The following is a 2,370-nucleotide window of genomic DNA, read 5'->3' as shown; positions in this document are numbered from 1 at the left end:
CCGCTGTGCCGCGAATACCAGCCTTCCCCATCGCTTCGCGCAAGCCGGCTTCGACCTTGTCGAGCGCTTTGCTGCGCGAATTTGCACGCCCGGCCGCAAGAACCTTGGCAAGCCGTCCAGCGCGTTCCTCCGTGTGGCCATAAACGTCGACGCTGTTGCCGTTGCGAGCATAGACGAAAGGCTTTGATGCGAAGGCCCCATTCAACGCCTGGCCAAGCGCATCGTCCGTGACCTCGCCGGCGAGCTCGAAGCGCACCTCAATGAAATTCGTATTCTCGAGCTGCGGCTCGAATGTCTGCGTGAATTGACGCAGAAAGCCGCGACGATCCTGCGCATTGGCAAGCCCCTTTCCGCTATCGGTGAAGATCTCGATGTCCCGCTTCTCGCCCTGTTCATTGGCGCGTGTGCCGATATAGGTAAGCAGGGCGCCAGCCTGTTTACCATTGGCCGCGCTCGAAAGAACCTTGAACACCGCCGGCTGCGCACCCGCGGCATAGGCCGCTCGCGCCGCAACGGCCCTCGACTCACGCGTCGACCGGGCGAAGTGTCGAGCGGACGGGAGCACGCCCGACCTTCCGCCGCCCCCGCCACGACGCCGCCATTCTTCTTCCTCTTCCTTGACGAAAGCGCCGAGTGCCAGGTCGAAAATCGCTATCGCCCCATTTGCGTCGCTGGATGAAGGCAGACCCCCGCTGGTCCCAACAGAGAGTGGTTTCGCGCTGAGCGGTCCTCCCGGGCCTGAGGATTGAACCGGTGCCTTTGCGGCGCCGGGGCTCGCTGCCGGGTGCTTCGCACTCCCCATCGACGATTGGACGCCAGCCACAGGCGAAGCCGAGCGGGCCGGGGCGACCCCACTCGCACGGATGTTCATCGCTTGACGATCGGCCGTCTCCCGACGGGCCGCTTGCAAATGCTTATCATCGTTAAGCTCCTCGAGATCGCCGGCGCCTGGCATGCGCAGATAGCGTTCGATCTCGGCAGCGTATCCGGCAAGGTGACCGCTCATAGCTTGACCTCGCTCCGCTTGCGCGGCCTCGCAATCATCGCCTTTAGTTCTTCTCGGAACCGACGCACGAGCTCGCCAACGGCGATCAAGGCGCGCTCGAGGTCTTCGTCATACGGCACCCGGCCCTCATTCATCGCGCGGACCGCCTGATTTAAATTCACACCGACGCGGCGAAGCTGGTCGGTGGCCTCTTCAATTGCGGGTCGCAGCTCCCCCGTCGCTGCGGGCAGAAAGCCCGCCTCGGTGCGGACAAGGCGGCGAACGACTTCGCTGACCGTCACCGACTCCCCATCAGCCATAGTGCGCAGCCGCTCCAGTTCGACGCTTGAGAAGCGCACATGCAGGACTTCGCCATAGCGCCGGGATTCGTTCTGACTTTCTGTTTGGCGGTCGTTGGGTCTCATCTTCAAGCCCGCTCGCGGGCGCTAAGGCCCATGGGCCGCGCCGTCCTTTTTATGTGTGTAACACAAAAAAGGCTATCCTGCCAAAGACAAAAACCAACACCATCAAAATATCCTAGAGGTAATGTCCTAAACAAAGCCAGCTTTCATTTCGAAATCATCTGCACTTGTTAGCAGGGAAACATGTTTCCTTCGAGGCGCCTTGCACCGTCAACTAGTCGACAAACCAACTTGGCGACATGTTCCTGTCTCAACACGTGGCCTTGCTGCGGAATGATCATGCTAACATGGAGACAAATCGCAACGAGCGACGAACATGAACGCGAGCGATTGGGATCGCGGCGACCCCGCGTGGGTTAGGTAAAGCGGATCAGCTGAGCCAGCGACCGGGGCCGACAGGCGCGGCTGATTTGCGCCGGGCCAAGCATCGATGCCCGCCCACACCGGCATGGCCCCGAGCGTTCACTGCACCCCTCGCCGCGGCGGATGCCGCGGGGCGGGCCTAATCGTTCGGCAGCTTGTGCTTATGGGCCTTGATGTAGTTCTGCACCGCCTGGCGCAGCAGCTCGGTCATGCTGTGGCCATTGCTGATGGCGAGCAGCTTGAATTGGCGCTGTTCGCCGGCCGTCAGGTAATAGCCGCAGCGCACCATTTCCTCTTCGCGGATCTTCCTGCCGGCAACCGGATCCTTTTTCTGACCCTGTCGCAGCATTTTGCGGAAGTCCGGCCGAGCTGACGTCCGCGCCGCTTCAGCCTCCGATGCCACCGCGGATGGGGCGGCAAGCGGCTGAGGGGCGGGATCGGATTTCGGAGCGATGAACATGCTGGGAAGCGCCGGCGGTTCAGTGGAGATCGCTCGCATCATGCGAGCCTTCTTGTCGTCTTGAAACTCCCGGGTGCTTTTGTCGGTCATGCCGCCTGCCTCATTGCCTCGGTGAAGGTTTTGAGGACATCGTCGAAGAC

3 protein-coding genes are annotated in these 2,370 nt (G+C 61.7%); all 3 read right to left on the bottom strand.

The window, feature by feature from the left end:
- A partial coding sequence (locus EOA23_RS33855) for a hypothetical protein (RefSeq protein WP_145966579.1) occupies nucleotides 1–1,006 on the bottom strand: 1,006 nt, incomplete at its 3' end.
- Nucleotides 1,003–1,410, bottom strand: a complete 408-nt coding sequence (locus EOA23_RS33850; protein WP_127307247.1) for a plasmid mobilization relaxosome protein MobC — start codon at nucleotides 1,408–1,410, stop codon at nucleotides 1,003–1,005. The genes EOA23_RS33850 and EOA23_RS33855, both read right to left, overlap by 4 nt.
- A 499-nt stretch (nucleotides 1,411–1,909) precedes the next feature.
- Complete coding sequence (locus EOA23_RS33845; RefSeq protein WP_127307246.1) at nucleotides 1,910–2,320, bottom strand: hypothetical protein; 411 nt, start codon at nucleotides 2,318–2,320, stop codon at nucleotides 1,910–1,912.
- Between the last annotated feature and the right edge of the window lie 50 nt (nucleotides 2,321–2,370).

The sequence above is a fragment of the Mesorhizobium sp. M2A.F.Ca.ET.042.01.1.1 genome (genome assembly GCF_003997405.1).
Classification (GTDB): Bacteria; Pseudomonadota; Alphaproteobacteria; order Rhizobiales; family Rhizobiaceae; genus Mesorhizobium.
This window is presented reverse-complemented; position numbering and strand designations above follow the sequence as displayed.

Excerpts from the sequence above, each read along its gene's own strand:
- EOA23_RS33845 (WP_127307246.1), bottom strand. The coding sequence starts at position 2,320 with ATGACCGACAAAAGCACCCGGGAGTTTCAAGACGACAAGAAGGCTCGC.
- EOA23_RS33850 (WP_127307247.1), bottom strand. The coding sequence starts at position 1,410 with ATGAGACCCAACGACCGCCAAACAGAAAGTCAGAACGAATCCCGGCGC.